This window comes from Sulfuricaulis sp. (assembly GCF_049587675.1).
In the GTDB taxonomy this organism is placed as follows: domain Bacteria; phylum Pseudomonadota; class Gammaproteobacteria; order Acidiferrobacterales; family Sulfurifustaceae; genus Sulfuricaulis.
Genome location: NZ_JBAVEJ010000048.1, coordinates 73,060 through 96,488, shown reverse-complemented (window position 1 = coordinate 96,488; position 23,429 = coordinate 73,060). Strand labels below are relative to the sequence as shown.

The following is a 23,429-nucleotide window of genomic DNA, read 5'->3' as shown; positions in this document are numbered from 1 at the left end:
ATCATGCCCTGCATCATCTTCGACTGCTCTTGCAGGAGCCGTACGCGCTCCTGCGGATTTTTCTCATCCATGATCTTGTGCATTTGCTCGTGCAACCGCAGCATACTCTCCTGCATTTTGCCCAACTGCATTTGTTTGTCCTTCTCTGTCATGGTTGTTGCCGGTTTCTTGTCCTTGTCAGAAGGATGGGCTTCCTCCGCCCAGGCAAGGGGCGTGGATAAAGATAGGGTGGCCAGTACACCTATGAGAAGTGATTTTTTAATCTTCTTTAAGTCTCTACGTTTAGTTTTATAGAAAGGGTGTTAACCGTAGGCCAGGCGGCGCCAAGCAAGCACCGTTCCAGCTTGGCGAGAGGGAGTTTTCAGCAACCTGCTAGGGCCAGCCACTTAATTCTGTCGAGGAACTGTGTTATTCGCTCTCCGGCTTGACCGTGGTCAGCCCGAGGTTTTCCCAATCCTGCATGCCGCCGCGATACCAGAATAATTTGTGCGCCGGATAACCGATTTTCAACAATTCCTTGATATTGGTCGGCGATTGTCCGCACCACGGGCCGTTGCAGAACATCACCAGCGTTTGGGCGCCATCAAAATTCCAGAATCCATCCTGCCGCCTGGCGCCTAGTTGTTTCTCCAGAATTCCCCCCACGGCGACCGGGCCGGACTTGCCGATGTCGAGCTTGTCCCACGGAATATTTATCGCCCCGGGAATGGTTCCTTTTTCCACCCAGTCGGGCGTACGCAAATCGACTACCATGATCGATGCATCGCCGTCATTTATTTTCTTGAGAAACTGTAACACTTCCAGTTCACCGATGGTTTTCACACCCGGCGCCAGCTCACCGGGCTGAATGCAGAACGGCGGGCATTTACGCGAAGTCTTGACAAAATCCGGATTGACGGTGTTGTTCTGATTCTGATGGCGCATGATGGTGACCTTCCGGCCATGATGCATCACTTCCACCGACGCCAGAGCGGCGGTGATGTTCACGTCCAAAGCCGGCGCTGCGCCCGGTGCAAGCAGCCCGGTCGGCAATGCGGTTGAAGCCGGCATGAGGAGCTTCGGGTTCAGGCAATCGCCAATTTGCCGCATACCTGTTCCAGTCTGCCACGAACCTCTTGCACAATCTCGCGGGTCGTGAGATTGCTGGTCAGTTGCAGCAATGCAACCGGATTCATGAGCCCAACGGTAATGTGTCCGTCCGCTTCTTCGCGCACGAATACGTTGTAGGGCAGCAGCATGACGATTTTCGGATCGGCGGTCTGCGCCCGGTGCGCGAGCGGTGGGTTGCTGGCGCCGAGGATGCGATAAGAACGCCCCTCCACGTCAAGCTTTTTCTCCATCGTTTTTTTCACGTCGGGGCTGGTCTGCACGCCAAAGCCTTCTGCCTGCAAAGCCTCAATCGCGCGTCCTACCGCCTTGTTAAAACTGTCGGTGGCCCGCGTCATGAGTGGATCCGACGTCGCCAAATCTGCACCATCCGCCATATGCCGAAGCCACTGAATGCCACAGTCAACAAGCGCCAAGGACGCGCCACAACAGTGATGACAACGGGTAGCAGCAAAGCTTCAGGGTGGCGTTTGAGGTATTGAACTCCGTCTCGGACTTTATCAATCATTCGCGAGAGTCGCCGCAACGAAGTAACATTTTGCGCGATCGCGGCGCGTTCAAAAGCAATTTGCGCGATCAGATCGTCGCGCTGCCTCGCCAGGGCTATGGTTTTTGCACTGTTCATGGTGAATTCAGCTGCTGCCAGTCTTTGTAAAGTTCGGCCAGGCTCGCTTCGAATAAACGCGGCTTCGCTTTAAGCTTGGCACGAACCATGCCCCCGGAAATCACGGCACCGGCCAGAAACAACACGGCGAGGAACACCACGGCGTGCAACCGATAGGGTGTATCCCAATAGACCGCGATGACGAACAGCACCGCGAGGACAAGCGTCATAAAAGTAAACAACAACGCCACAATAGCGCCGAATACTAGCGAAGTCTGCCTGAGTTTTTCTTCGGCAAACTCGGTTGCAAAAAGCTGCAACCGGGTATGCAGATGGGTCACCAGGCTCGCGGCCAGGTTCTTGACGGAACCGAACAGTCCTCCCGGCGGCGCGTCGATGGATTGGATTTCACGATTCACAAGCTGACATCCAGTGAAGTATCAACGCTTCCCAAATGAAAATCCGATTAATATGCCAACACCGGCGGCGATGCCCACGGCGGTCCACGGATTGCCCTTGACGTAATCGTCGGTTGCTGTCGCGGCCTGCTTGGCTTTGTTCACGACCAATTGTTCCGCATCTGCCAGGCTGGCTTTGGCGGTCTGTAACTTTTCTGAGAATTTAGCGCGCGCTAAATTGAACCCTTCGCCGGATACTTTCGCTGTCGCCTGCAGCAAATCGTCGGCATCGTTAACGATCGACTTGAAATCTTCGACCACCTTGGCTTTAGTCCGATTCGATTCACTTATTGTCTGTTCCATCGTACTTTCTCCTTGAATATCTGTTATCTGATAAAGATGTGATTAAATAAATCACTGGTTTTCATTATGCATGCCCTGCTGAAATGCGCTGTGCGATAACGCACATACGGCGGTCCACTTAGCAGCGGCTGATCAAATTGATCCGGCAATCCTTGACTTTACTGTCAAAATACTACTTATGAGGTTGATCGGGCTAAGTCATCGATCCATTCCGGGCGCGGGCCGGGGTTAACTGCTGGCTTGATCACCATCTGCCGGCAACTTTCGGCGCAACGGCGGCAGGTGTCGGCGCAGACCTTCATTTGAACATTGCTTTCGAAACGCTCGCATTCCTGAGCGCACCGCGGGCATATCTCGGCGCAAGCGCCGTAAAAATGCTCCTGCAGAACGGAATCGCTTGCCATAAAATCAGCGCTGGCCTGACAGAGCGCCGCGCAATCGAGCAGCAACCGAACATGATTCGCTGCTGCCTGTCTTCGTTCTGCATGCAGGTATGTGGCCATTTCCTGACAAACTCGATGACAGTCCAGGCAATCCTGAATGCATTGTTTCTTTTGATTTACCCTATCAATCTTATTAGCCTGCATAACTCTCCTTGAGTGGTTATTTTGGGAGTAGGAGAATTCAATTGATAGAAATTATTAAGCGCCGGGCACGGAGAGTTTAGATATCAGGATGTGGAATGACCCACTGCACCACCTAACATGCGGTCGCGGATATTGTTGACATCCCGATAGCAGCGGCACGAGGCGCGCTCCAAACCCTTGCGATTGAGAATGGTAATATTGCCGCGGCGATAACTGATAAGCTTTTTTTCTTGCAGCAGTCCTGCCGCCCTGGTAACTCCGACTCGCCGTACTCCGAGCATGTGCGCGAGAAATTCTTGCGTGAGATGATACTTGTTTGACTGTACCCTATCGTGCGTCATCAAGAGCCACCGCGCAAGACGCTCCCCCAGCTGATGGTGGCGGTTGCAGGCGGCCGTTTGCGCTACTTGGGCCATGAGCGCATAGAGATAGTGGCCTAGCTCGAGTTGCAGCACGGGGTTGCGTTTGAGCTCTTTGCGAAATGACACCGCTTTCATTCGCGTCGCGGTACCGGTACCTTGCACCAGCATGCGCACAGGTGAAACACTGATGCCTAAAAAGAGCGCCATCCCCGCCATGCCTTCCCTGCCAACCAGCCCAACCTCCGCGCTATCATGCCCGTCCAATGGAGTAAGCAAGGAAATGATCCCGTTGTTCGGAAAGTAAACATGCCGTATCTGCTTACCGGGCTCGCAAAGGATATCGCCATACGTCAGATTCACTTGTTCGCTATGTGCGAGCAAACGCTGGTTTTCCTCGGTTGACAGAGCCCGCAGCACACTATTAGTTGCCTGGGTATGTGTGGCGATAGACATGGAACTCCTCAGCGCCCAAGTTAACCACATCGGTGCGCGCGCACTGTGCGCCAGCACACATACAGCACAGATAACCGGCCCGTAATTGTGCCGTCGCTTATCTGGCACTAACGCAAGCCGAGCCGACTGATATCTCAGATGCCAGTTCTGTTAAGACCGAAATAGTCGCCCGGCCTGCTGACTTTTATCGCCATGTGTGCCAGCGTACCGATCAAACGAGCATCTGCGCACACAATATGAATTGTCAGTAGACCCGAATCAGCGGGGGGAGTGATTGACCGTTACTCTTGAAATCATTCGCTGACTGAACATTGGTCGTAAACGCGATATTCGGATTTTTATCCGGATGAGGCTGCTAAATCCATACATTCAGGAGAACTGTCATGAAACGTACTTTAATTTATTCCACTGTAATCGCGGGATTGTTTTCCACGGTGGCATCGATAACCATCGCGGCGGACAAGGACCGGGACCAGGGTGATCAGCCGTCGCAAGAGCAGGTCTATGGTTCACAACTCATGAACCAGCAGGATCGCGATGATTATCGTGCCCAGATGAGCGCCGCGAAAACCGGCCAGGAGCGCGATCAGATCCGCCAGGCACACTACAAGCAGATGAATGAACGCGCCAAACAACAGGGCGTGACATTGCCGGATGAATCGCCAGCGCATGGAATGATGCCGGGCATGGGTTCCGGCGGTGGTATGGGTGGCTCCGGCGGTGGCGTCGGACCCGGCAGCAGGCGAATGAATTAGTTGGTGTACCGAAAACTGTGACGGAATCGCTTCACATCTTCGTAAACATGCTACTTAATTATTAAAGGGGTGAGTGCCTGGGAAACTGGCGCTGACCCCTTTAACGTCGCCAGTTTATTTCTGCACCGCTTCCTTGGTTTTATCCACGGTCTCATCGATCTTTTCGCCGGTCTTTTCCATGGGTCCCTTGGGATTGACCACATCCTGAACTTTGTCTTTGGTCTGTTCGTAGGTCTTGTCGATCTTTTCACCGACTTTCTCAGCGCTGCCTTTTTTCTCGCAAGCGAAAAGACCAGTTGCGATCAACAGGCTGATGGACAAAATAGACAGCATTTTCAACGTAGACATACGCATACTCCTTTAGTGCAGGTTAAAGTTCCCGGCGCCGAACAGCCCGAGCAGTCCGATAATAATCAAATAAATCGCCACGATGTAGTTCAGCAGGCGCGGCACAACCAGTATGAGTATACCGGCGATAAGTGAAATCAACGGGGCAATACTTAAAGTAATGTTCATGCTAGGCTCCAATCAAGCGTGTTTGTGAAGTGATGATCGCGGCTTGGTCGGATCAGATTTTTCATTCAATAATCTTCACATTGAAATTGCGTGGGTGCAGATTCAACTCTCACGGAAACCCTGCCAATGCCGCAAAAGAGATAAATACGCCGAGTACCCTTCCGGCTCTGTGCGTTATCGCACGTAGAGCGGTTTTTTTGCAAGTTCGGACGGCAATGCCCGCCGTGGTGCCCGCAACAACCCATCGTTTACAACCAATGTTCAGTCAGCGAATGGCGATGTCAGCCACTTTTCTGGAGGTCATCCCTGAAATCACCATAGCCCCGGATGTCATCCTCGAGATCGTTATAGCTCTGGATATCGTCATTGAAATCGCCATAACCTGCCTGGATTCGACCTCCGATTTTTTTCGCCCACCCTTTCTTTTTCAACAGTCTTTCGCGAAAGAGCTTGCCGCTGATTTCCCTGACCCTGCCTTTTGTTTGTTTGATTCGACCTTTGAATTGATCCCTATTCATGATTTCCTCTGACAACGATTTCGAGAATTTCCCACACCGCCTTAACCGGCGATCCGGCTTTACTGACCCGTCACAGTGTGTGCGTCGAAACTCGATTGATCGGTGCGGTAGCCCACATGGTCTGGAATTCTCCATTCCCTACGCTGAAAAGGAGTACGCGCAGCGGACGCTGCCTTGCAGGTTTCAGACGACAGTGACCCGTGATGTAAGATGGCTGGTAATGACTAATGAATTCTGAACTCAATATATACCGAGCAGATGCTCTACCACTGTTTCTCCCAATCGCCGCCATCGCGCTCCTTCGCCTTGCTTCGCTCTACCGCGGCAGTCAGGCGCATGGCGGTGGCCGCCTGCTTCCTGCTCGGCCTCGCCGGATGCGCGAGCCTCCCCGACGCCGAGCGCGAGATGGAAAAGTCTCATGCCCAGGCGGTGGAGTTCGATAACGTGCACGGTCCTGTCTCGGCAAGCAAGAGCGCCGCCATCCTCGAAGAACTCAAGAGCCAATCCGGCAACATCGACATACTGCAGAAGCACCTGGCCCTGGAACAGGCTATTAACGCTGACAGCCCGCTGGTGCTGGGCAACAAGCTGGTCCTGCTGCAAGACGGGCCGGCGACCTACCAGGCGATGTTCGCGGCCATCCGCAAGGCCAAAGATCATATCAACCTGGAAACCTACATCTTCGAAGACGACGATATCGGCAAACAGTTCGCGAATCTGCTGCTGGAAAGACAGGCCGCTGGCGTCCGGGTCAACCTGATTTACGACAGCGTCGGCTGCCTGAATACGCCTAAGGTCTTTTTCGAGCGCCTTCGCGCCGCCGGCATCCATGTGCTCGAATACAATCCGATCAACCCGCTATCCGGAAATAAAAAGAAATGGCTGCTCAACAACCGCGACCACCGCAAGTTGCTGGTGGTCGACGGCCGCATCGCTTTCATCGGAGGCATCAATATCAGTGAATCCTACTCCAGCAGCCCTTCCACCAAGTCAGCCAGGAAAAACGGGGTGAATACTGCAGGTTGGCGTGACACCCACCTTCAGATCGAAGGGCCGGTGGTAGCGGAATTCCAGAAGCTGTTCATGGACACTTGGACCAAACAAAAGGGCCAGCCGCTGGCTCAGAAAAACTACTTCCCCAAACTCAGTAGACAGGGCGATGAGATCGTGCGCGCCATCGGCAGCGCCTCCGCCGACCCCCACAGTTTGATCTATCTCACGCTGCTATCGGCGATCGCCAATGCGGAACAGCGTGTGTATCTTACGAACGCCTATTTTGTTCCCGATCCCCAATTGATCAAATCCTTGACCGACGCGGCGCGGCGCGGCGTCGACGTGAAGCTGGTTTTGCCGAGCCACTCTGATTCCTGGACGGTGTTCCATGCCGGGCGCTCGCATTACACGAAGCTGCTCCGCGCCGGCGTCAAGATCTACGAGCGGCGCGACGCGGTCATGCATTCCAAGACCGCCTCCATTGACGGCGTCTGGTCAACCATCGGTTCAACCAATCTGGATTGGCGCAGCTTTCTGCACAACGACGAACTCAACGCGGCGATTCTGGGCCGCGACTTTGCCCGGCAGATGGACGCCATGTTTGCCAAGGATTTGGCGGAGTCCGATGCCATCGACCTCGATCGCTGGAAGCACCGGTCGCTGATGCTCCGATTGAAAGAGTGGCTGGCGCAACTCGCTGAATACTGGCTGTAGCCAGGTCCGGCGGGCGTGGCTGAAGGATCAATGGGAAATGATCCCCGTTTTTCCTTTAGAACTTGAACTCGAGACCGGCCGTGACGGTATTGAGCTGGGTATCCGCGACTCATAACGTTCCGCCGCGAAGCGTAATGCGAGGTGGTCGTTAAAGCCGAACTTGAAGCCCGCGCCCCAGAGCGGATCGTTGCCTTTACTGCTCCTAACGCTCCGCCCAAGGACGAATCCGAATTCCGCCAGAACTGCCCGCCTATGAAAAAAACCGGTGTTGCGGCAAAGGCTGATCCTGGCACTAGTGCTCATTCGATGCTGAACGTTACTTCTCGATCTTCGTGATCTTCGAGCCCTCGAGAGACAAGTCGCCGATCAGGCCTTTCTCACCGAACACGAAGCCGAGGATAGGTTCCTGCAGGGTCTTGGTGTTATAGGTACCGCCGGCTCCTGCCGACACTACGGCGACACCGGCATCACCGCCGATGCTCCACCCGTGACTGTTCGTGAATTTGTCGAGCGCCGCCTTGGTCATGAACATGATGACTTCACTGCGATCCGAAATACCGAGTGTGAGTCCGATCGATCCGCTCGTGATGCTGTAGTAGCCGACTGTCTTATCCTTGACCAGCAACACACCCTCACCGTATTCCCCGGCAATGCCGGCACCGGCTTTGGTGATGCGCGGGAATACCAGCATCCCGGCTGCTTTCCCGGCGAGCTCCTTGTTCTTCGGGCTAAGCGTGTAGAACTGCTTCATGGCTCTGCTCACGCTCGCGTCGATCTCCGCCTTGCTATCAGCGAAGGACGCAGCGCTCCCAACAAAACCGAGCAGCATCAGACCGCTCGCGGCCAGTAATTGTTTCCATTTCATCATTGTCATCTCCAGTATATTGACTAAAAGTTAAATTCGCGGCACAGCTCGCGCCTTATACAAATAGAACTCCGTCTTGGACAAACCAATTGACCTCGACTAGTCCGTCACCAGATTGGAGTTATCTACACGAGCCCGTCACCGCGGCTAGACCGGATTCGCTCTTTACCTACAAGTACATGGACGTCCGTTGGGAACCGGATTTCCTGCCATCACTACACGGTCACCCATTAATCATGAAATCACTTTTCGTGCGCCCGCGTCGGTGCGCTGGCGCACAGTGCGATACAGGGGAATAAATAAAACCTGGCTATGGTCAATCAGATCGATCAGCGCGGCGTCCGTGAACAGTTCGGACTGATGCAGATTGTGGTTCGCCGCCAGAGGCCGCCTGCCGAAGTCATCTTTGTCTACGGCAGACAGATGAACCACCGGAGTTAACGGTAACGTTCTTTATCCGAATAGTCCGGTCGCTGACAAAAGGATCTGCGGGAGGACTCGACATACGCCTCCATCCTTGAGTGTTGGGCGCAGGCGAGAAGCAGTATCAGTTTGCCGTTTCAGCGGGCAGCAGGCGATCGTATTCCTTCTTGACCACCGCGTAGCATTCGCATACCTCCGCCTCCAATCCCGCCCGATCGAGGACCGTAATGCGGCCGCGGCTATAGCTAATCAAACCCAGGGCTTGCAGTTTTCCCGCCGCGTCAGTGACGCCTTCGCGGCGCACGCCGAGCATATTGGCAATCAGCTCCTGGGTCATGGTGAGCTCGTTGGTAGGCAGGCGATCCAGGCTCAGCAGCAGCCAGCGGCAGAGTTGCTGATCCACCGAATGGTGCCGATTACACACGGCGGTCTGCGACATCTGCGTGATCAGCGCCTGGGTGTAACGCAACAGCAGATGTTGAAACCCGGTATGGCGCTCGAATTCCCTTTTCAGCGCATCCCCCGGAAGCCTAAACGCCTGACCGGCGCTTTGTACCAGCGCCCGGCTGGGCGTGGTGCCGCCGCCCATGAACAAGGCGATACCCACCATGCCTTCATCGCCGACCACGGCAATTTCCGCCGAGGAACCATCCTCCATGACGTAGAGCATGGAAACGATACAGCTCGGGATGGGGAAATAAACATGCTCCAACTGAGAGCCGGATTCGTAGATCACCTTGCCCAGAGGCATAGTGACCGGCTTCAGATCGGGAAGCAGGCGATCGAATACGTCCGCCGGCAAGGCGGCTAGAAGGTAGTTATCTTTTGGTTTTATTTTTGATTCAACAACGGTCAGCATAACTGTAACCCATGGTCTTGCGCAAAGGGGGCAAACAGATTTTACCCAGGATTCGGCGTGCACTGTGTTCGTTAACGAACACAGTGTATTACACGCATATGTAGCCGTATATCCTCATGTGATGAAAGGTTACTGACGGCCCACACAAATGCAGAGTCTCATCTCCTGGCGCGGAAAAACCAAGTATCTGTTGGAACAGGCCAGTCATCCGCATATGTTCGCTAACGTACAGAATCCGCAGGTTTTTCTGTGTATTTAGGGAACATGCAACGGGAGACCGCGTCTCAAGGTGTATTGCGGTCAGGTGTTGCTGACTAATTTAGGGAGAAACCAGCCATGGCACGTAATTCACATACCAGTGAGACGGCGTACCTTAAAGCAGTTACGAGTCCAAAACTTCACGGTGAACGGCGCAGTCTAACTGCCACCAAAAAAACCGCTTCCGGACCTTCCGCAGTGCGCGCGGCGCCGGCGCCGGACCTGAAAACATTCACTAAAGTGATAGGCGAATGTCGACAGCTGGTCAAAAGCTCGCAAGATCAAATTGAAATTCTTGCCAAGCGGAATGCCAGTTTACAGCATGAACTTGTTGAGCTTGCGCACAAGGAGGCGCAGGCCCGCTACTTGGCCTACCACGATGAGTTGACAGGTCTCCCCAATCGTAGCTTGCTTCAAGACCGGTTCCACCAAGCCATGTCCCAGGCGGAACGGCATCACAAACCGCTGGCGCTGCTAATGGTTGACCTGGACGAATTCAAACGCGTCAACGACAGACTGGGACATGCCAGCGGCGACAAACTCTTGCAGGCGGTGACGCTACGCTTAACCAAGGGTATCCGCGGCGCCGATACAGTCTGCCGTTACGGCGGAGACGAGTTCGTCATCATGCTGCCGGAAATCGATAGCCCGAATATCGCCGCCACACTCGCCGTTGAAATCGGCGGGCGCCTCAGCGAACCCTATATTCTTGACGGTCACAAAATTCATATAGCCGTCAGCGTAGGCGTTGCTGTCTACCCGGGCGACGGACAAACTTTCGACGATTTAATGAAGCAGGCGGATATCGCCATGTATCGCGCCAAGGGTACGGGTCACAGTACCTCCATCACCGAACAGCCTAAGGAAGATGTTGGCGCGGCTGAATTGGACAATCCGCCCGCCCGTATGAACGCTGACCGCATGCGCGCGTGTGATTTATTTATTCAGGATGAGTTAGTGCGCGCACAGGGACAACAAAAGAAGTATCAGCAACTGTAAGGAGCAGTGTTATGGGATTTGAAAAAAAAAGCTCTTTAGTATTTCGCGTGAAACAGGGTAATGCCGGTAAATGGAACGTCATGGAAGCAGGGTTCGAGAAACCGCTCGCCTCATTCGATACGCAAAAAGACGCGAGTGAATATGTGTTCGATCTGGCCTGCACAAAAGATGGATCGAAGGTGGAAATCTTCAGCGAATATGGTGCGCAAATAGCGGAAGTTAAGGTGGAAATCTTCAGCGAACCTGCTCCGCAAATAGCGAATGTTGATGCCGCCAACCTATCCCGCTGAGGATAACGACTGATGGTGGTTTATCCGCTTGCTTCCGTCTGCTCCGTGTGTGCATCAAATCGATTATAGTATTTGCAGTACCGCACAGTAGGTCCGTTACGCTTCGTACGATACTTTCAACATACCGGCAGGAAGCCAAGGCAAGAAACTAAGAAATTATAAGGAGGCAATAAATGAAACAACGGAATGTTAACCTCGCCCCCAAAATCATGCGGCCGAGTAACTCAAGCGGTCGGCCGCCATCGGATATAAAGCCATCGCCTGATCTGCTAAAGCAAGCCAAAACAGAATTATCGGAACTCAAGCGGGCACTGGCAGCAAGCCAACAACAATCACAAAACACATGCCGGCAAATTGATGCGCTGGCCAAAACCAATGCTTGTCTCAGGGAAGAATTGATAGGGCTGGCTCATAAAGTTGCCGAAGCGCGCCACTTGGCCTACTACGACGAACTGACAGGCCTGCCCACCCGCCGCTTGCTGCTGGATCGTCTCAATCAAGCGATGGTTCAAGCGGCACGGCAGCAGAAACAGGTGGCGTTATTATTACTCGATCTGGATGGATTCAAAGAAATCAATAAAAAATTCGGGCAAGCGGTTGGAGACAAAATCTTACGGCAAGTGGCCAAACGTTTAATCGCGTGTATCCGCAGCACGGATACGGCCTGCCGCTATGAAGGAGACGAGTTCGTCATCATGTTGCCGGAAATCGACGTCAAGGAAAGCGCTACCGAAATGGCGGAGAAAATCCGCGTGCGTCTGGCGGCTCCTTATGTCGTCAACGATCAGCCGATGACGGTGACGGCGAGTACCGGTATGGCTGTCTATCGAGGCGATGAACAAAATTATATCGATTTAATCAAGCAAGCCGATGTCGCCATGTGTCTTGACAAGGTGCATATCAATGCGCCCTCTTCTCAGCAGGCCATGCAGAATTAATCCTTGTCCGGCGGCGTCAAGAAAATACGACGACGCCCTTTCTATTTCACGTCGATCTCTCGCGGCAAAACGCATATCGAGATTCTGGTACAGCACCGGCAACAATCCTATGTGCGTCACCGTACAGACTGTTATGGGCGACGCGCCTAGTCTTTTTCTTTTTTAATTCATTTTTTCACTTTCGGAATTGCTTGCTAGACCGGTCTGGATTAGGTCTAACAAGCGCACGAAACAGACCGGAGAAAGTCCGACCGCTGCTATCGAGAATTGAAAATCGATGCAATAGCAATGGTTATTTATTGCAGAGGATTTTTTCCGCCATTTAACTCACATGGATGACAAGACGATGAAAAAGATTTCGAAACACCAATGGTATCGTACGATGAGCGGGATCGGTTTTGCTGCTGTTGTGATGATTGCCGGTTGCGCAAGCGTTCCACCCCCGACCGAACAGATCGCGGTTTCAAAGCAGGCCGTTTCCAATGCCATCAACGCGGGTGGTAATGAGTTTGCGCCAGCAGAGATGCGAGCAGCGCAGGATAAACTGGATCGCGCTATTCAGGCGATGACAGCGGAAGATTACAAGAACGCCAAATTGCTGGCCGAACAGGCACAGGTTGACGCTCAACTGGCGGCAGCCAAGGCACGCTCAGCCAAAGCGCAGAAAGCGGCTGCCACCGTGCAGGAAGGCAGTGAAGTGCTGCGCAAAGAAATTGACCGTAAAAGCCAATGATCATTGCTCTTTAAGGAGTTCATCATGCAAAATTATCGTTTTTTTTCAACAGCACTGCTCGCTATAGCGACGCTCGCTGGCTGCGCCTCCGTGCCTGAAAATTCTCTTCTGAATGAAGCGCGCAATGACTATCGTGCGGCGCAAAACAATCCGCAAGTCATTAATCTCGCTCCGAATGAACTGAAGCAAGCTGGCGATGCGCTGGCCAAAGCAAACGACGCTTCGATCAAAAAAGAAGATGCGGCGGTGGTCACTCATTTGGCGTATCTGGCGAAACAACGGGCAGCGATCGCACAGGAAGCCGCCAAGCAAAAAGAAGCCGAAATAAACGTCACTAACGCCGCAGCGGAACGCAGCACAATCCGTCTCGAGGCCAGAACAGTTGAGGCGAACAAGGCTCGGCAAAGCGCGGAGGCTTCGCAGGAAAGCGCAGCTGAATCGCAGCGTCAGGCAGAGGCTTCACAGCAACAGGCGGTCACGTCACAGCAGCAGTCAGAAATGTCACAGCAGCAGGCACGTGATGCGGAAATGCGGACAAGCCAACTCGAAACACAACTCAAGGAATTGAACGCGAAAAAAACCGAGCGCGGGTTGGTTATCACCCTCGGCGACGTGTTGTTCGATACCAATAAAGCGCAGCTTAAATCGGGGAGTACGCGCAGCATGCAAAAGCTTGCTGACTTTCTCAAGCAATACCCGCAACGCAAGGCGCGGATTGAAGGCTACACCGACAGTACCGGCAGCGCCGACTATAACCAGGCACTCTCTGATCGCCGCGCCAAGGCCGTACGCACGTCTTTGGTGGACATGGGCATCAGCAACGACCGTATCTCCACCCAGGGTTACGGTGAGGAGTCTCCGGTTGCCAGCAACGACACCGCCGCCGGCCGTCAATTGAACCGGCGCGTGGAAATTGTCCTCTCTGACGATAACGGCAACTTTTCTTTACGCTAAGCGCCCGCGAGCCTGATTTCTGCGGAAAACTTGGGTCATACAGCAAAACACCGGGCGGCGAAATAACATGGGAACGCTGCTGTTGATCATCGTGATACTGCTGCTGGTCGGCGCGATCCCGCGCTGGCCACACAGCAAGGGATGGGGTTATGCCCCGAGCGGAACGCTCGGAGTGGTGTTGGTAGTCGTGATCGTTCTGTTACTGATGGGATATTTATAAGGTACTTGCACCAAGCATGACAACGTCTCGCGCATTTGTATACCTGGATACAACCGGGATCGTGGCGCGCGATTTTTAATGGCCCACCCCCCGGGTCACTATGCGCCATTCTGTCTGCGCGACCCCCTACCCTAGCGCTTTGTTTCACGCCTTGCCTCTCCCGATGAGTCCTGAATGTTCCGAATGGAGACCGCGCTAACGGCGCGGATATCCAACGCCTGTCTGTACGATACCGCGTATTGTTAAGTGCCGAGCCTGGATAAAAATGAATTTATCGATATTTCGGTACGCTGCCATACAGAATTGATAGAGGCACAAGAGATAATTGGCGCACTGACAGGGCGCTGGGTTCAACTTCAATATCGGTAAACACGCGGGTTTGCGGTTCGAGTGGGAGCGTTTCAAGATCAACAATCTTGACACGGATTTAGTATCCGCGAATATTGTGCATTATTTCCGCTAGTCACTGGTATTATCTTCTACACGCCTGGGCTTCAGGCATCGCTCTGATAATTTCGGAAGCGCTTTTGCTTAACAACGAAGCGGCAACTCTTGCGTTTAAGAACAGCTATGCCCCGACTTGAAAGTCTCATGGAGAGCTCTACTTTGACGGCGAGCGATAGGGCTGTCTCTAGGATCTTGCTCTACTTAAGAGCTTACTCCCGTGGAAATCGCTCGGCATCGGATTACGCCGGCGACGAGCCGCCGCTACGCTCAGAGTTGTTCAGCGCCGATCAGATGGAGCAGCATGGAAAGAGTCTCGCCTCCTCGCATACTCTGACTCCGCGTCGAGCCAAGAACCAGTTGCTAACGCGGCTGGCGGAGAATGAGCGCGTCCTGACTGGCGCCTGCCATGTGCTCACGGCGGCAGTCACGGCGAACCACCGGATTACGCCGGCCGGGGAATGGCTGCTCGATAACTTCTACCTGATCGAAGAACAGATTCGTACGGCCAAGAGACACCTGCCGAAAGGTTACAGCCGGGAATTGCCGCGCCTGGCTCACGGTCCTTCGGCTGGACTCCCGCGCGTGTATGACATCGCGCTGGAGACGATCGCGCACGGCGATGGACGTGTGGATCCGGAAAGTCTCCGCCGTTTCGTCGCGTCCTATCAGACGGTCACCGCCCTCAAGTTAGGCGAATTGTGGGCCATTCCCATCATGCTGCGCCTGGCCTTGATCGAGAATCTCCGGCGCGTTGCCGCCCGCAGCGCCGCCGGCAGGATCGATCGAAACCTGGCCGATTCCTGGGCCGACCAGATGACAGAGATCGCCGAGAAGGATCCGAAGAGCCTGATTCTGGTGATCGCGGACATGGCGCGGTCGAATCCGCCGATGACGACCCCGTTCGTTTCGGAATTTGCGCGCCGGCTGCAGGGACAGAGCCCGGCCTTGGCATTGCCGCTGACCTGGATTGAGCAACTGCTGTCCGAGTCCGGCCGAACGATCGAGCAGTTGGTGCAATCGGGAAACCAGCTACAGGCCGCCGACCAGGTCTCCATCAGCAACAGCATCGGCAGCCTACGTTTCCTGGGGGCGATGGACTGGCGCGACTTCGTCGAAACGCTGAGCGTTGCCGAGCAAAAACTGCGGGGGGATCCCGGCGCCGTCTACGGCATGATGGATTTTGCCACTCGTGATCGCTACCGCCACGTCGTCGAGAAGATCGCGAAGCAGAGCCGCCTGTCCGAGGGCGAAGTGGCGGAGAGAGCGATCCGGCTTGCGCACGAAGGCGCGTCCCGCCAAGGCGGCGATGATCGAACGGCGCATGTGGGTTTCTACCTGATCGACAAGGGATTGCGCGAGCTCGAGCGGACGACGGAGGCGCGCCATTCCGCCTCCGAGGCGTTCACGAGAGCGGCGGGCCGGTTTCCGTTGCTCCTGTATCTGGGCGCGATCACGCTGATCACGCTGATCCTCACCGGGGGTCTGTTGATGCAGGCGCGGGCCAGCGGCGCGCCGGATTGGGTGCCCGTGTTGCTGGGTGTCCTCGCACTGCTGTCCACCAGTCAACTGGCGGTGGCGCTGGTGAACTGGCTGGCGACGTTGCTGGCATCGCCGCATCCGCTGCCGCGCATGGACTTCTCCCGGGGGATCCCGCCGGAATCGCGCACGCTGGTGGTGGTTCCGACGATGCTCACCGGCGCTCAGAAAATCGAGGACCTAATCGAGGCGCTGGAAGTCCGGTTCCTGGCCAATCGGGACGACAACCTGCGCTTCGGTCTGTTGACCGATTTTCAGGACGCGTGCGCGGAAACGCTGCCGGAGGACGAAGCGCCTTTGCGGCTGGCGGCGGCGCGAATCGTGGAACTGAATGAAAAGTACCGGGGTGTCAACGGCGACACGTTCTTTCTTTTTCATCGCCCGCGCCGCTGGAATCCACGCGACCGGATCTGGATGGGCTACGAGCGCAAGCGCGGGAAGCTGGCGGATTTGAATGCGCTGCTGCGCGGCGACGCGAAAGATCGCTTCTCGCTCATCGTCGGTAACACCGACGTTTTATCGAACATGAAGTATGTCATTACCCTGGACACGGATACGCAACTCCCGCGCGACTCGGCGCGGCAGTTTGCGGGAACCCTGGCGCACCCGCTGAATCGCGCGCGCTATAACGAAGACCAGCAACGTGTCTGTGACGGCTACGGCATCCTGCAACCGCGCATGGGCGTGAGCCTGCCCAGTACGAACCGCTCGCGGTATGCTCGCTTGTACGGGGATGAGCCGGGCATCGATCCCTATACGCGCGCCGTCTCCGACGTCTACCAGGACCTGTTCGGTGAAGGCTCGTTCATTGGCAAGGGGATCTACGATATCGATGCGTTCGAGCGGTCGCTCAAGGGTCGCTTTCCCGAGAACCGCATCCTCAGCCACGATCTTCTGGAAGGTTGTTACGCGCGCGCCGGGCTGGTAAGCGATGTATTGTTGTACGACGAATACCCGTCTCGTTACAGCGCGGACGTGAGCCGCCGGCACCGCTGGATTCGTGGAGATTGGCAGCTCGCCGGCTGGTTGCTGCCGCGCGTTCCCGGTCCCGGTGCGCACCGGCAGAAAACCCCGCTGTCGTGGCTGTCGCAATGGAAACTCTTCGACAACCTGCGGCGCAGTCTCGTGCCGGTGGCGTTGACGCTCCTGTTGTTGCTGGGTTGGACGGACTTGTCATCAGCCTGGTTTTGGACCTTGGCGGTGATCGGAATCATCCTGATCCCGTCCTTGATTGCCTCTACCCTGGAGATGTTTCAGAAGCCGGTCGACGTGCTGCTGGCTCAGCATCTCGCCGCCGTCGTACACGCCGTCGGCCGGCGCCTCGCCCAGGCGGCTTTTGCACTCGCGTGCCTTCCCTATGAGGCGATCTTCAGTCTGGATGCGATTGTGCGCACGGTGGGACGGATGCTGATCACGCACCAGCGACTACTCGAATGGGATCCATCGAGCGAATCGGATCGCAACAGCCACGCGGACCTCGCCGCCTCTTTCCGGTCGATGTGGACCGCCCCGGTTGTCGCCATTGCTACGGCGCTGGTTCTGGTGCTGTCGAGCCCGGCGGCGCTGGTCGTGGCGGGACCGATACTGATCTTATGGCTGGTCTCGCCCGCCATTGCCTGGTGGATCAGCCGGCCGCTCGCCCGCCGTGAAGCCAGGCTGACGGACGACCAGACCTTCTTCCTGCGCAAACTGGCGCGCAAGACCTGGGCGTTCTTCGAGACCTTCGTCGGCCCGGAAGATCATTGGCTGCCGCCGGATAACTATCAGGAGTATCGCGGTCCCGCGGTGGCACACCGCACGTCGCCGACCAACATGGGGCTGGCGCTGCTCGCGAATCTGTCCGCGTACGATTTCGGTTACATTTCGGGCGGACAACTCATCGAGCGCACGGCGAGCGCACTGCGCACGATGCAATCCATGGAACGGCACCGCGGCCACTTCTACAACTGGTACGACACGCTCTCGCTGAAACCGCTGCACCCTGCCTACATTTCGACGGTGGACAGCGGAAACCTCGCGGGCCATCTGCTGACCTTGCGCCCGGGCCTGCTCGCACTACCCGATCGCCCGATCCTGGAGGCGTGCTGGTTTCACGGGTTGCGCGACACGCTGGGGATCCTGGCAGATGCCGTGGGAGGTGTCACGCCGGCGGCTCTCGCTCCATTTAAGAAAGATCTGGACTCCGCCTGCGATTCCCGGCCAACCACGCTCACGGCGGCGCGGCTCACCCTTGACCGGCTGACAACACGCGCAGCGGCGTATGCCGACAGCCCCGATGCTGTCCCTGAGAAGTTGCCTCAAAAAGGTAGCGAGCGGGTATCAGCCGAGGGAAGGCGGCGCGCAGAAACTGAAGTATACATAGAAGCAAATGAGGATTCCGTGCACCACCCGACACTGAATCACGCAAGCGCAGTAATTTCCGAGACGGCTTCTGAGACCGACGCGAATTGGTGGGCACGGACGCTGGCCCGGCAATGCCAGAGCGCACTCGATGAACTGACGTTTCTCGCCCCGTGGAGTGTGCTGCCGGACGCTCCGGGCCGGCTCGGCGACCTCCCCGGCATCGACGATATCCCCACGCTGCGCGAATTGGCCAAACGTGAGGCGGAGTGGTTGCCGACCATCGAGCATCGACGCGACGCGGCTGCGGATGCGTCGCCCGCGGAGCGCGAGTGGCTGAATGAGCTTCGACGGCTGATCACGGAAGCCAGCCGTCGCGCCGAGCAGCGGTTAGCGGCGGTCGAGCGCCTGGCCCTGCAAGCAAGTGAGTTCGCGCACATGGAGTACGACTTCCTGTACGACAAGGCATCGCGTCTGCTGGCGATCGGGTACAACGTGGATGAGCGGCGACGCGACGCGAGTTATTACGACCTGCTGGCCTCGGAAGCGAGATTGATCAAATTCGTCGCGATTGCGCAGGGACAAGTGCCACAGGAGAGCTGGTTCGCCCTCGGGCGCCTGCTCACGTCCGCCGGTGGCGAGCCGATTCTCCTGTCGTGGAGCGGTTCGATGTTCGAGTACCTCATGCCGCTCCTGGTGATGCCCAACTACGAGAACACGCTGCTCGATCAGACTTATAAGGCGGCGGTGGAGCGACAGATCGAGTATGGGGGACTGCGCGGCGTGCCGTGGGGCATGTCGGAATCCGGTTACAACCTGGTCGACGTTCATCTCAACTACCAGTACCGCGCCTTTGGCGTGCCCGGTCTGGGGCTCAAACGCGGACTGGCGGAGGATTTGGTCGTTGCTCCCTATGCTTCAGTGCTGGCATTGATGGTGGCGCCTGAAGCGGCTTATCTGAACTTGCAGCGGCTCGCCAACGCGGGACTGCTTGGAAAATTCGGTTTCTATGAAGCCATCGACTACACCCCGTCACGTCAACGACGCGGTGAATCGAGCACCGTGGTTCGCTCCTTTATGACCCATCACCAGGGGATGAGCCTGCTCTCTCTGGCCTATCTGCTGCTGGACCGTCCGATGCAGAAGCGATTCGAGTCGGACCCGTTGCTCCAGGCGACCCTGTTGTTGCTCCAGGAGCGAATTCCCAAGGCCACGGCGCTGTTTCCGCACACTGCCCAGCTCTCCGACATTCGCCCGACTTCGCGTGCTCCGGAGACGCCGATTCGCGTTTTCAGCAGCCCCGACACGCCGATACCGCAGGTGCAGTTGTTGTCGAACGGCCGATATCACGTGATGGTCACGAACGCGGGAGGCGGCTACAGTCAGTGGAAAAATCTCGCCGTGACCCGCTGGCGCGAAGACGCTACCTGCGACAACTGGGGTACCTTCTGTTACCTGCGCGACGTGGCGAGCGGGGAGTTCTGGTCAACCGCACACCAGCCGACGCTCAAACGCGCGGAGAACTACGCCGCGATTTTCTCGGAGGGACGAGCGGAGTTTCGCCGCCGCGACCACGACATCGATACCCATACCGAGATCGTGGTTTCGCCGGAAGATGACATCGAGCTGCGCCGCGTCCATATCACCAACCTCTCCCGGACGCGCCGAACGATTGACGTGACCAGTTACGCCGAGGTGGTGCTCGCGCCCGCGGCCGCGGAAGCATTGCATCCGGCGTTCAGTAATCTCTTTGTTCAGACCGAGATCATCGACCCGCGGCGGGCGATCCTCTGCACGCGCCGGCCACGCTCCGTCGATGAGTCGGCGCCCTGGATGTTTCACCTGATGGCCGTGCACGGGGCGGACATCGGAGAAATCTCCTACGAGACGGACCGCATGCAGTTCATAGGCCGCGGCAACACGGTCGCCGCGCCCCAAGCCCTGAACGGCTCCGCCGCGCTCTCGGGCAACCAGGGTTCCGTGCTCGATCCGATAGCCGCCATCCGCTATCGCATAACACTCGAGCCGGACGAAGCGGCAACGATCGATATCGTATCCGGCATCAGCGAAACCCGCGACACCGCCTTGAGCCTGGTCGATAAATACCAGGATCGGCGGATCGCGGATCGCGTCTTGGAACTGGCATGGACCCACGCCCAAGTGGTGCTGCGGCAGATCAATGCCACCGAGGCCGACGCGCAACTTTATGGACGCCTTGCCAGCTCCGTCATCTACCCTAATTCCTCGTTGCGTGCCGACGCTGCCGTCCTCATCAAAAACCGCCGCGGCCAATCCGGTCTATGGGGTTACGCCATTTCCGGCGACTTGCCCATCGTGCTGCTGCAGATTGGTGATGCGGCCAATATCGAATTGGTGCGTCAACTGGTACAGGCCCACGCGTACTGGCGCCTGAAGGGACTGGCTGTGGACCTGGTGATCTGGAACGAAGACCGTGCCGGCTACCGGCAACTGCTCCAGGAACAAATCGTGGGTCTGATTGCCGCGGGCGTCGAACCACACGCCATGGACCGACCGGGCGGCATCTTCGTGCGACCCGCAGAACAGATATCGGACGAGGATCGCATCCTGCTCCAATCGGTCGCGCGCGCCATCATCACCGACAGCCGGGGAACGCTGGAAGAACAGATCATCCGTCGCGGTCCGGTGGAAGCGCGAGTTCCGCGCTTCAAACCGACCCGAATCCGCCGCGCCGAACTCCCGGCCGCCACCGAGTTGCCGCGCCGCGATCTTATGCTCTTCAATGGATTGGGAGGATTTACCCGTGATGGGCGCGAATACGTCATTACCACCGCGCCTGGGCAGATGACACCGGCACCCTGGGTGAATGTGCTGGCGAATGCGCACCTCGGAACCGTCGTCTCCGAGAGCGGCCTGGCGTATACGTGGAGCGAGAACGCCCATGAATTCCGTCTTACGCCCTGGCACAACGACCCGGTGTCCGATGCGAGCGGAGAGGCCTTATACCTGCGTGATGAGGAGAACGGATACTTCTGGTCCCCCACGCCGCTCCCCAGCCGCGGAGCCGGATATTACGTGAGCCGACATGGGTTCGGCTACAGCGTCTTCGAGCACGTGGAGGGTGGCATTCGATCGGAGCTCACGGTTTACGTGGACGTTGACGCCGCGATCAAGTTCTCGGTGCTGAAAGTGCGCAACGAGTCGGGACAACCGCGCAAGCTTTCCGCGACCGGTTACGTGGAGTGGGTGCTGGGAGATTTGCGGCCGAAATCGGCCATGCACGTGACCACCGAAATCGACCCCCACAGCGGCGCGCTCCTCGCGCGTAACCCGTACAACACGGAGTTCACCGGTCTGATCGCGTTCTTCGATGTGGACGATGCGACCCGGACCGTAAGCGGCGACCGCACTGAATTCATCGGGCGAAACGGCACGCTCAAGAATCCGGCGGCAATGGCGCGTTCGCGTCTTTCCGGCAAGGCGGGAGCGGCCCTCGATCCCTGCGCCGCAATCCAGGTCGGCTTCGAACTGGCCGCCGGGCAAGAGCGCGAAATCATCTTCAGGCTCGGCCTGGCAGGAAGGCGAGGAACGGATGATGTCAGCAAGCTGGTGCATCGCTTCCGGGGATCAGCCGCCGCGCGCAACGCGCTCGAATCGGTATACCAGTACTGGAATCACACGCTCGGCGCCCTGCAGGTGGAGACACCCGATCCGTCGCTCAACGTGCTGACCAACGGCTGGCTTTTGTACCAGACACTGTCATGCCGTCTGTGGGCGCGCAGCGGATACTATCAGTCAGGCGGCGCTTTCGGTTTCCGCGATCAATTGCAGGATGCGATGGCGCTCGTGCACACGGAGCCGCAGCGGCTGCGCGCTCAACTGCTGCTGTGCGCAAGCCGTCAGTTCCTGGAGGGCGATGTCCAGCATTGGTGGCATCCGCCATCGGGCCGTGGCGTGCGTACGCATTGTTCGGATGACTACCTGTGGCTGCCCTTGGCGACGTGCCGCTATGTGCTGACAACCGGCGACACCGGGGTGCTGAATGAATCCGTTCATTTCCTCGAAGGCCGCCCGGTCAATGCCGAGGACGACTCCTATTATGATCTTCCCGGCCGGTCCGGCGAGGCGGCCAGCCTGTACCAGCACTGTGTGCGAGCCATTCAGAGAGGACTCCGATTTGGAGAGCACGGCCTGCCGCTCATGGGTACCGGTGACTGGAACGATGGCATGAATCTGGTGGGCAATCACGGTAAAGGCGAAAGCGTTTGGTTGGGATTCTTCCTGCACACCGTGCTCACGCAGTTCACCGCGGTGGCGCGCCTGCAGGGTGACCCCTCCTTCGTCGAACGTTGCCAGAATGATGCGGAACAGCTGCGCCAGAATATCGAGCAGCATGGCTGGGATGGCGAGTGGTACCGCCGCGCCTACTTCGACGACGGCACGCCGCTGGGATCGGCAACCAATCCCGAGTGTCAGATTGATTCCATTTCGCAGAGCTGGGCGGTTCTATCCGGGGCGGGCGATGTCCAGCGCGCACGCCTGGCCATGGAAGCGGTGGATCAGCGCCTTGTGCGCCGCGATTCAGCGCTGATCCAACTTCTGGATCCGCCGTTCGACAAATCGCCGTTGAATCCCGGCTATATAAAAGGATACGTCCCGGGCGTGCGCGAGAATGGCGGGCAGTACACGCATGCGGCGATCTGGGCGACCATGGCGTTTGCAGCATTGGGTGACAGTCGGCGCGCGTGGGAATTGCTGACCATGATCAACCCGGTGAATCACGCCAGCTCTCCGGCGGGGGTGGCGACCTACAAAGTCGAACCGTATGTCATCGCGGCCGATGTCTATGCGGTTAAACCCCACACCGGCCGCGGGGGTTGGACCTGGTACACCGGCTCGGCCGGCTGGATGTACCGGCTGATCGTGGAATCGCTCCTCGGCTTGAGACTGGAAGTGGACAAACTGTATTTTGCGCCGTGCCTCCCGGCGGACTGGAAGACGTTCAAGATGCACTACCGGTACCGGGAGACGGTCTACCATATCGTCGTCTCGCAAACGCGCGCCGCCGTTGACGCAAAGATCGGCGAGACGAGCATAACGGTCGACGGCGTTGAACGTCACGACCAGGCCATTCCTCTGATAGACGACCGCCAGGATCACGCGGTCGAAGTGAAAATAATGGCACCGCCTCCAGTTCACTAAAGTTAGAAGCTCTTAG

Annotated in this window: 22 protein-coding genes; 10 read left to right on the top strand and 12 right to left on the bottom strand. The window is 56.9% G+C overall.

Features of this window, described 5'->3' with window-relative positions; all coding sequences use genetic code 11:
• Positions 1–408: 408 nt before the first annotated feature.
• The 7 genes from WB402_RS02535 to WB402_RS02505 form a co-directional block, all read right to left on the bottom strand.
• The gene (locus tag WB402_RS02535; protein WP_424205342.1) at positions 409–1,050 is read right to left on the bottom strand and encodes a rhodanese-like domain-containing protein; all 642 of its coding nucleotides are present in this window, start codon (positions 1,048–1,050) and stop codon (positions 409–411) included.
• A gap of 14 nt (positions 1,051–1,064) precedes the next feature.
• A complete protein-coding gene (locus WB402_RS02530) occupies positions 1,065–1,445 on the bottom strand; it encodes a DUF302 domain-containing protein (protein ID WP_424205341.1) in 381 nt (126 codons plus the stop codon).
• Positions 1,442–1,732 (bottom strand): YqjK family protein, encoded by a 291-nt coding sequence (locus tag WB402_RS02525; RefSeq protein WP_424205340.1) that lies wholly within the window; start codon positions 1,730–1,732, stop codon positions 1,442–1,444. The genes WB402_RS02530 and WB402_RS02525 overlap by 4 nt, the downstream gene beginning before the upstream one ends.
• Complete coding sequence (locus tag WB402_RS02520; protein ID WP_424205339.1) at positions 1,729–2,130, bottom strand: phage holin family protein; 402 nt, start codon at positions 2,128–2,130, stop codon at positions 1,729–1,731. Before WB402_RS02520 ends, WB402_RS02525 begins: the two co-directional genes overlap by 4 nt.
• A 21-nt stretch (positions 2,131–2,151) precedes the next feature.
• Positions 2,152–2,472, bottom strand: a complete 321-nt coding sequence (locus WB402_RS02515) for a DUF883 family protein (protein ID WP_424205338.1) — start codon at positions 2,470–2,472, stop codon at positions 2,152–2,154.
• Between the two features lie 176 nt (positions 2,473–2,648).
• The gene (locus WB402_RS02510) at positions 2,649–3,059 is read right to left on the bottom strand and encodes a four-helix bundle copper-binding protein (protein ID WP_424205337.1); all 411 of its coding nucleotides are present in this window, start codon (positions 3,057–3,059) and stop codon (positions 2,649–2,651) included.
• Between the two features lie 83 nt (positions 3,060–3,142).
• Complete coding sequence (locus WB402_RS02505) at positions 3,143–3,874, bottom strand: Crp/Fnr family transcriptional regulator (RefSeq protein WP_424205335.1); 732 nt, start codon at positions 3,872–3,874, stop codon at positions 3,143–3,145.
• A 383-nt stretch (positions 3,875–4,257) separates the two neighbouring features.
• On the opposite strand from WB402_RS02505, the gene WB402_RS02500 reads away from it, so the two are divergent.
• On the top strand, positions 4,258–4,629 hold the full coding sequence (locus tag WB402_RS02500; protein WP_424205334.1) for a hypothetical protein: 372 nt from the start codon (positions 4,258–4,260) through the stop codon (positions 4,627–4,629).
• 114 nt (positions 4,630–4,743) lie between these two features.
• Here WB402_RS02500 and WB402_RS02495 read toward each other — a convergent pair whose 3' ends face one another.
• Together WB402_RS02495 and WB402_RS02490 are read right to left on the bottom strand one after the other, a co-directional pair.
• The gene (locus tag WB402_RS02495) at positions 4,744–4,977 is read right to left on the bottom strand and encodes a hypothetical protein (RefSeq protein WP_424205333.1); all 234 of its coding nucleotides are present in this window, start codon (positions 4,975–4,977) and stop codon (positions 4,744–4,746) included.
• A gap of 12 nt (positions 4,978–4,989) precedes the next feature.
• Positions 4,990–5,145, bottom strand: a complete 156-nt coding sequence (locus WB402_RS02490; RefSeq protein ID WP_424205332.1) for a DUF3096 domain-containing protein — start codon at positions 5,143–5,145, stop codon at positions 4,990–4,992.
• 215 nt (positions 5,146–5,360) lie between these two features.
• On the opposite strand from WB402_RS02490, the gene WB402_RS02485 reads away from it, so the two are divergent.
• Both WB402_RS02485 and cls read left to right on the top strand, forming a co-directional pair.
• A complete protein-coding gene (locus WB402_RS02485; RefSeq protein WP_424205331.1) occupies positions 5,361–5,675 on the top strand; it encodes a hypothetical protein in 315 nt (104 codons plus the stop codon).
• 324 nt (positions 5,676–5,999) lie between these two features.
• A complete protein-coding gene (cls, locus tag WB402_RS02480) occupies positions 6,000–7,370 on the top strand; it encodes a cardiolipin synthase (RefSeq protein WP_424205329.1) in 1,371 nt (456 codons plus the stop codon).
• Positions 7,371–7,686: 316 nt separating this feature from the next.
• Here the strand turns inward: cls and WB402_RS02475 are convergent, their stop codons facing one another.
• The 3 genes from WB402_RS02475 to WB402_RS02465 all read right to left on the bottom strand — a co-directional run bounded on the left by WB402_RS02475 (position 7,687) and on the right by WB402_RS02465 (position 9,517).
• Positions 7,687–8,238: a YSC84-related protein gene (locus tag WB402_RS02475; RefSeq protein WP_424205328.1), complete on the bottom strand. Its 552-nt coding sequence runs from the start codon at positions 8,236–8,238 to the stop codon at positions 7,687–7,689.
• A gap of 231 nt (positions 8,239–8,469) precedes the next feature.
• A complete protein-coding gene (locus tag WB402_RS02470; RefSeq protein ID WP_424205327.1) occupies positions 8,470–8,667 on the bottom strand; it encodes a hypothetical protein in 198 nt (65 codons plus the stop codon).
• A 115-nt stretch (positions 8,668–8,782) separates the two neighbouring features.
• Positions 8,783–9,517: a Crp/Fnr family transcriptional regulator gene (locus WB402_RS02465; RefSeq protein WP_424205326.1), complete on the bottom strand. Its 735-nt coding sequence runs from the start codon at positions 9,515–9,517 to the stop codon at positions 8,783–8,785.
• 336 nt (positions 9,518–9,853) lie between these two features.
• On the opposite strand from WB402_RS02465, the gene WB402_RS02460 reads away from it, so the two are divergent.
• The 7 genes from WB402_RS02460 (at position 9,854) to WB402_RS02430 (ending at position 23,413) form a co-directional block, all read left to right on the top strand.
• Positions 9,854–10,774 (top strand): diguanylate cyclase domain-containing protein, encoded by a 921-nt coding sequence (locus tag WB402_RS02460; RefSeq protein WP_424205325.1) that lies wholly within the window; start codon positions 9,854–9,856, stop codon positions 10,772–10,774.
• A gap of 11 nt (positions 10,775–10,785) precedes the next feature.
• Entirely contained in the window at positions 10,786–11,064 is a 279-nt protein-coding gene (locus WB402_RS02455) for a hypothetical protein (RefSeq protein WP_424205324.1), read from the top strand.
• Positions 11,065–11,237: 173 nt separating this feature from the next.
• On the top strand, positions 11,238–12,002 hold the full coding sequence (locus WB402_RS02450; protein ID WP_424205323.1) for a diguanylate cyclase domain-containing protein: 765 nt from the start codon (positions 11,238–11,240) through the stop codon (positions 12,000–12,002).
• A gap of 331 nt (positions 12,003–12,333) precedes the next feature.
• Positions 12,334–12,735: a DUF4398 domain-containing protein gene (locus tag WB402_RS02445; RefSeq protein WP_424205322.1), complete on the top strand. Its 402-nt coding sequence runs from the start codon at positions 12,334–12,336 to the stop codon at positions 12,733–12,735.
• 24 nt (positions 12,736–12,759) lie between these two features.
• Entirely contained in the window at positions 12,760–13,689 is a 930-nt protein-coding gene (locus WB402_RS02440) for an OmpA family protein (protein ID WP_424205321.1), read from the top strand.
• A 67-nt stretch (positions 13,690–13,756) separates the two neighbouring features.
• Positions 13,757–13,909 carry a DUF3309 family protein gene (locus tag WB402_RS02435; RefSeq protein ID WP_424205320.1) on the top strand — a complete coding sequence of 51 codons (153 nt, stop codon included), beginning with the start codon at positions 13,757–13,759 and terminating at the stop codon, positions 13,907–13,909.
• A 591-nt stretch (positions 13,910–14,500) separates the two neighbouring features.
• A complete protein-coding gene (locus tag WB402_RS02430; protein WP_424205319.1) occupies positions 14,501–23,413 on the top strand; it encodes a GH36-type glycosyl hydrolase domain-containing protein in 8,913 nt (2,970 codons plus the stop codon).
• Positions 23,414–23,429 lie beyond the last annotated feature (16 nt).